This window comes from Kitasatospora sp. NPDC059747, from assembly GCF_042732955.1.
In the GTDB taxonomy this organism is placed as follows: Bacteria; Actinomycetota; Actinomycetes; order Streptomycetales; family Streptomycetaceae; genus Kitasatospora.
Genome location: NZ_JBHWGV010000233.1, coordinates 1 through 5,451 on the forward strand (window position 1 = coordinate 1; position 5,451 = coordinate 5,451).

The 5,451-nt window shown below is 77.2% G+C and carries 6 protein-coding genes; 1 reads left to right on the forward strand and 5 read right to left on the reverse strand.

Features of this window, described 5'->3' with window-relative positions; all coding sequences use genetic code 11:
• Nucleotides 1-128 precede the first annotated feature (128 nt).
• Genes ACFV4G_RS42830 through ACFV4G_RS42850 form a run of 5 tightly spaced genes read right to left on the reverse strand, consistent with a single transcriptional unit; the run spans nt 129 to nt 4,664 of the window.
• Nucleotides 129-497: a hypothetical protein gene (locus ACFV4G_RS42830; RefSeq protein ID WP_380448980.1), complete on the reverse strand. Its 369-nt coding sequence runs from the start codon at nt 495-497 to the stop codon at nt 129-131.
• Between the two features lie 5 nt (nt 498-502).
• Entirely contained in the window at nt 503-1,882 is a 1,380-nt protein-coding gene (locus tag ACFV4G_RS42835) for an FAD-binding oxidoreductase (RefSeq protein ID WP_380448981.1), read from the reverse strand.
• Entirely contained in the window at nt 1,879-2,949 is a 1,071-nt protein-coding gene (locus tag ACFV4G_RS42840) for an NAD(P)/FAD-dependent oxidoreductase (RefSeq protein WP_380448983.1), read from the reverse strand. Before ACFV4G_RS42840 ends, ACFV4G_RS42835 begins: the two co-directional genes overlap by 4 nt.
• Nucleotides 2,950-2,955: 6 nt before the next feature.
• Complete coding sequence (locus ACFV4G_RS42845; protein ID WP_380448985.1) at nt 2,956-4,311, reverse strand: class I tRNA ligase family protein; 1,356 nt, start codon at nt 4,309-4,311, stop codon at nt 2,956-2,958.
• Nucleotides 4,308-4,664: a cupin domain-containing protein gene (locus ACFV4G_RS42850; protein ID WP_380448987.1), complete on the reverse strand. Its 357-nt coding sequence runs from the start codon at nt 4,662-4,664 to the stop codon at nt 4,308-4,310. Before ACFV4G_RS42850 ends, ACFV4G_RS42845 begins: the two co-directional genes overlap by 4 nt.
• Before the next feature lie 154 nt (nt 4,665-4,818).
• Between ACFV4G_RS42850 and ACFV4G_RS42855 the strand changes: the two genes are divergently transcribed.
• A complete protein-coding gene (locus tag ACFV4G_RS42855; RefSeq protein ID WP_380448989.1) occupies nt 4,819-5,286 on the forward strand; it encodes a hypothetical protein in 468 nt (155 codons plus the stop codon).
• Nucleotides 5,287-5,451: the final 165 nt, after the last annotated feature.

Below are 5,451 nucleotides of genomic sequence, written 5' to 3' on the forward strand. Positions count from 1 at the left end.
GGGCTGCCGCCACCTCGCGGGCGCGCCGCCCGGGGGGGGGGGGCGCGCGGCGGGGGGGGGGGGGGGCGGGCCGGGGGGGGCGCGGGGGGGGGGGCCCCGCCCCCCCCCCGAGTCCGAGTCGGACGGGGTCAGCCCCCCGTCCGGCCACGGACCTCCTCGATGTGGGAGACCCCGCTGCTGCCGTCGGACCGCCGCCACTCCTCGCGGAGGCGCAGCCGCCCGTCCGGCAGCCGTTCCGGCTTGCTCGTGCACTCCCCGGCGACCACGCCGCCGTCCGCGAGCACCTGGCAGTAGGCGAGCCGCAGCGCGCCGTCGGGGCCGCAGGTGCCGACGAGGCGGCCGGTGAGCACCTTCCCGCCGCGGAACTCGGCCCAGACGAGGTCGCCGAGCTGGTGGTAGTGGCCGACGGGGGACTCCCCGGCGGCCGCGGTCTCCGGCGAGCCGCCCGGGTCCGCCGAGAAGAAGCGGTTGTTGTAGTCGATCCGCGCCCCGGTCACGGCCCTCACGCCCCCGTCGCCGGGGCGATGGCGAACGCCGGGCGGAAGACGTTGTCCGGGTCCAGCCGCCGCTTGAGCGCCGCGAGCCGCTGGTGCCCCCGCTCCCCGTACGTCCGGACGGCCCGCGCGGTGTCCGAACCCTCCGGGTCCGACAGGTAGTTGACGTAGCCGTCGCCGGACGTGCCCCAGGGCTCGGCGGCCCGCGCCACCGACCTGGCCCACGCGATCCGCTCGGGGTCGGCGTCGGCCGCCTCCCAGATGGCCATGCCCGTGACGTTGAACCGCGCGGTGCGCCAGCCCACCGCGGACGGCCGCTCGGGCTCCCGCCGCACCGCCCCGCCGAACGCCTCCAGGTAGACGGTGTCGTTGAACTCCCCGCGCCAGCGCCCGGCGTGGAACCGCTCGACCAGCGCGGCGATCAGCTCGTCCGGCAGCCCGTCGGTGCAGCGCGCGCTCCAGTAGTGGCGCAGCCCGTACGGCAGGCGGCCGAGGAACTGCTGCATCGACAGGTACGGGCGCCGCTCGACCTGCCAGTCCAGCACCTCCGGTTCGCGCAACTGCTTGTCGAGCAGCGCGGGGTAGCCGGGGTCGGTGCCGCTGTAGCAGACGCTCAGGACGGCGGCGGGCTCCTGCGCGGGCCCGAACCGCTCCAGCAGCAGGATGCAGACCAGTCCGTCGGGGCCTTCGGTGCCGAGCCGCCGGAACAGCTCGACCGCCCGGGTCATCTCGTGCGCCGGGTAGGCGACCGTGCCGCCGTGGACGGTGGTGACCGGGTGCAGCCGGAACACGAACTCGTCGACGACGCCGAAGTTGTGCCCGGCGCCGCGCAGCGCCCAGTCCAGCTCGGGGTCGGTGTCGGCGTCGACGGCCAGGCGGTCGCCGTCGGCCGTGACCAGCGAGTACTCCAGGACGTTGTCGCAGGAGAGCCCGTAGCGGCCCATCAGGTGCCCGATCCCGCCGCCGAGGGTCAGCCCGCCGACGCCGGTGGTGTCGAACGTGCCGCCGGTGACGGCCAGTCCGTGCCGGGAGGCGGCCGCGTCGAACTGGGCCCAGGTCGCGCCGCCCTGCACCCGGGCCGTGCGGCGGTGCGGGTCGATCCGGACCCGGTCCAGCAGCCGCAGGTCGATCACCACGCCGTCGTCCACGCCGGCCGTCCCGGCGATGTTGTGCCCGGCGCCGCGCACCGCGAGCGGCAGGCCGGCCTCGCGGGCGAGCTGCACGACCCGGCGCAGCTCCTCACGGTCGCAGGGCAGCACGATCAGCCGCGGGCGGCGGTCGTGCATGCCGTTGAAGAGCTGCCGGGTGGCGTCGTAGCGGGGGTGGCGCGGGTCGATCACGCGCTCGGGGCACACGGTTTCGAGGGCCCGCCGCAGCGTGCTGGTCATGACAGCTCCAGGAGGTCGTCGAGGTCGTCGCGGTAGCCCGGCACCCGCAGGTCGCGGGCGGCCCGGCGGCTGGCCGCCAGGGCGCACTTGGCGGCGCCGCCGCTGCCGCCGGTGAAGGTGTGGACGGCCGGGTCGGTGGTGGCGCGCAGCTCCAGCAGGCCCGAGGGGCTGTAGCAGTCGGCGGCCACCACGGTGCGCCGCACCCGGCCCAGCCGCAGGCCGGGCAGCCGCAGGAGGGCGAGCAGTTCGGTCTCCCGGCGCAGGTCGGGGAGGGGGCGCAGCGGTTCGGCGTGCTCGTCCCAGCAGTCGGTGGGCACGCCGAGCAGCACGTCGCCGCGGCCGTGCGGGCGCCCGTACAGCCCGGTGGTCCCGTCGACGAAGCACGGCGGGCGGCGGCCGCCGGCCCGGTGGACGGTGTACTGGACGAGCTTGCCGCGCAGCCGGGTGGGCTCGCGGTGGTCCAGGCCGCTCTGGCGCAGCAGCGGCCCGGTCCGCCGTCCGGTGGCCAGGACGGTGAGGTCGCAGGAGAGCGTGCCGCCGGGCAGCCGTACCGAACCGGGGCCGACGGCCAGGGCCGGGCCCGCGACGGTGCGCCCGCCGTGGTCGAGGAGGTCGCGGAGCAGGCCGTGGCGCAGCGCGTCCGGGCTGAGGTAGCCGGCGTGCCGTTCGGCGAGGTAGTGGGCGTCCGGGGGGCCGGTGATCCCGTACCGTTCGGCGGCGCCGGCCGCGGTCAGCTGCTCGGCCGAGCCGGGCAGCCGGTCCTCGACGAGGTCCAGCAGGGCGGTGGGCGGGGGGTCGTCGGTGAGGTACAGCGAGCCGGTCTCGCGGTACTCGGCGAGGGCGGCGAGGGCCGGGTCGGCGCGCAGTTCGGCGAGGCTCTCGGCGGCGAGCCGGCAGGCGGCCGGGTCCGGCTCGAAGCCGCGGACCAGGCCGCCGGAGGCGGCGGTGGCCTCGCCGGGCGGGGTGGCGGCGGTGATCAGGCACACGTCGGTGCCCGGTGCGCCGCGCCGCAGCCGCCAGGCGAGCAGGGTGCCGGCCAGGCCCGCGCCGATGATGCAGATCCGCACGGCCGCCTACCGTTCCGGGGCCGGGCCGCGGCCGGTGAGCGCGTCGAGCAGCCGCCGGGCGCGGGCGTCCAGGGGGTGGGTGTCAGGAGCGCCGGCGGCGAGCGGCAGGAGGCAGCGGGCGGCGAGCGCGGGGTCGAACGTCTCGGGGCGCAGGGCCTGTTCGGCCCGGGCGAGGTCGGCGTCGGCGAGGGGCCCGCCGGGGTCGGGGTGCCGGGGCGGGCGGTGCTCGGCGAAGGCCGCGTAGCCGGCCGCGGTGAAGTTGCTCGGGAAGGGGGCGGGGCGGTCCCAGTTGAGGAAGAGCCGGAGGGTCTCCGGGTCCTCGGTGGTGAGCAGCTCGTGGGCCCAGACGGCGTGGTCGCGGCTGGTGGAGAACTTGAGCCCGTCGAGCCGGTAGAACTCGTTGACCACCAGGCCGGACAGGACGGACCGCCAGGGCGCGCCGGCGGCGACGGCCAGGGCGGGGAAGACGGCGGCGTAGTAGAAGGCGTTGTCGATCCCGAGGAACGGCCACAGACCGCCCAGCCCGCCCCAGGCGGCGCCGAGTTCGGTGAGGCGGCGGGCGTCCGGGTCGAGCCGGCGCCCGATCAGGTCGAGGTAGGACAGGCCCATCTCGACCCAGACGTCGAGCCGGTTGCCGCCGACCAGTTCGATCCCCCAGTCGGTGGGGTAGCTCACCGGGACGTCCGGCAGCCCCTCGTCCAGCAGCCGCGTGAGCAGGGCGCGGACCCGGGCGGGGAGCACCGCGGCGGACCAGATCCGGGTCAGCGCCTCCCGGTGGTCCTCCAGGGCGAGGACGGGCCCCCGGTGGCGCACCGTGCGGGGTGCGCCGCCGCACCGGCACCGCGGGTCGCGCAGCTGCGCGGCGGTGGCGAAGCCGCCGCACGCCTCGCAGGTGCCGCCGCCCATCGGCTCGCCGCAGGCCGGGCAGCCGCCGCCGACGTAGCCGTGGTGCAGGGTGCGTCCGCAGTCCTCGCAGAGCAGCATCGGCCACTCCGCCTCGGGCAGCAGCCCGGCGGTGACCATTTCGACGCAGAGCCGGGCCACCCGGGCGCGGTGGTTGCGGTCGGTGCGCGGGGTGGTGAAGACGTCGTGCTCGATCCGGGCGGCGGTGAGCGAGGCGCGGATCAGCGCGCCGAACTCGTCGACGAGCTCGTCGGGTTTGCGGCCGAGCTGCTCGGCCCTGGCGACGACGTAGTTCTGGTGGTCGTCGGTGCCGCAGACGGTCAGCACCCGCTCGCCGCGGGCGCGCGCGGCGCGGGCGGCGACGTCGGCCGCGAGGTAGGGGCCGGAGAGGTGGCCCAGGTGCAGCGGGCCGTTCGGGGTCGGCGGCGGGCTGAGCAGCACCACCGGGCGGGCGGTCACGACCGGTCCCCGTCCGCCGCGCCGGGCAGCCAGTAGATGCTGAGGATGGTCAGCGGGTCCGTCTCGGAGCGGTTGTGGATGACGTGCCGCTCCTCGGGGTCGAGCAGCACGGCGGTGCCGGCCGGGGCCGCCGTGGTGCCGGACCCCTCGACCTCGAACTCGGCCCGGCCGGTGACCACCACCGCCAGTTCCGTCTCCGGGTGGCCGTCCCGCGCGCTCGACGAGCCGGGGCCCACCAGGCACCACATCGCGTCGAACGGCAGCCGCGCCGACTCGGCGTACTGCGTCCAGCGCCCGATCCGTATCCCGTACTCCGCGGAGAGCTCCGCCGAGTCGCAACTGAGCCTGCGCACAGTCGTCAACCCCTCATCGTCGTCCGGTGGTTGTTCGCGTGGTCCAGGGTGGTGGCCGGGCCTCGGAGCGGGCTGGGGGCCGGCTGGTGGCGGGCTGACGGACGTCCAGGCCGGTTCGATCCCGCCTGGAGGGCGCCCGCCTACCGTGGCGGCCATGGATGTCGGAGTCGTGCCGGTGCCCTGGGCACCGCGTCGGATGGTCGCCCTCGCCCCGGACCGGGTGCGGGGCTGGCGGGTCAAGCGGTACGGCATCTCGGCCACCCGGCCGAGGCCCCCCGCCCACGTGATCGAGGCCGCCCGCCGGGCGGTCGAACGCAGCCTGCCGGAGGCGTATCCGCAGGCCTTGAGCTGCGCCTTCAGCGTGCTGCACGAGGACGAGGACGGCTGCTACGTCGTCGTCGCCTGGTGGAGTCCCAACCGGCTGATCCTGCACTCCCGGACGTGGATCTCCGAGTGGGCCGACCCGGCCGACTGGCGGCCGGCCCCCGGTGCGGCCACCGCGTGCATCTGGGAGCTGGTGGCGATGGGGGCGGAGCGGGACGCCTGGGTGCGCCACGTGGTGCGCCCGGACGTCCCCGACCTCGACGGCTACCTGGCGGCCACCGTCAGCGGCGAGTTCTGAGGAGGACGGACATGACCCTCGCCGCCCTCCTCGCCCTCGGCGTGCTGCTGCGGAGGCTGCCGGCGGGGGGGGGGGGGGGGGGCCGCGCCCGCCCCCGGCCCGCCCCCCCCCCCGCCCCGCGCGCGCGCCCGCCCCCGCCCCCCCCCCCCCCCACGCCCGCCCCCC

Excerpts from the sequence above, each read along its gene's own strand:
- ACFV4G_RS42855 (WP_380448989.1), top strand. The coding sequence starts at position 4,819 with ATGGATGTCGGAGTCGTGCCGGTGCCCTGGGCACCGCGTCGGATGGTC.
- ACFV4G_RS42835 (WP_380448981.1), bottom strand. The coding sequence starts at position 1,882 with ATGACCAGCACGCTGCGGCGGGCCCTCGAAACCGTGTGCCCCGAGCGC.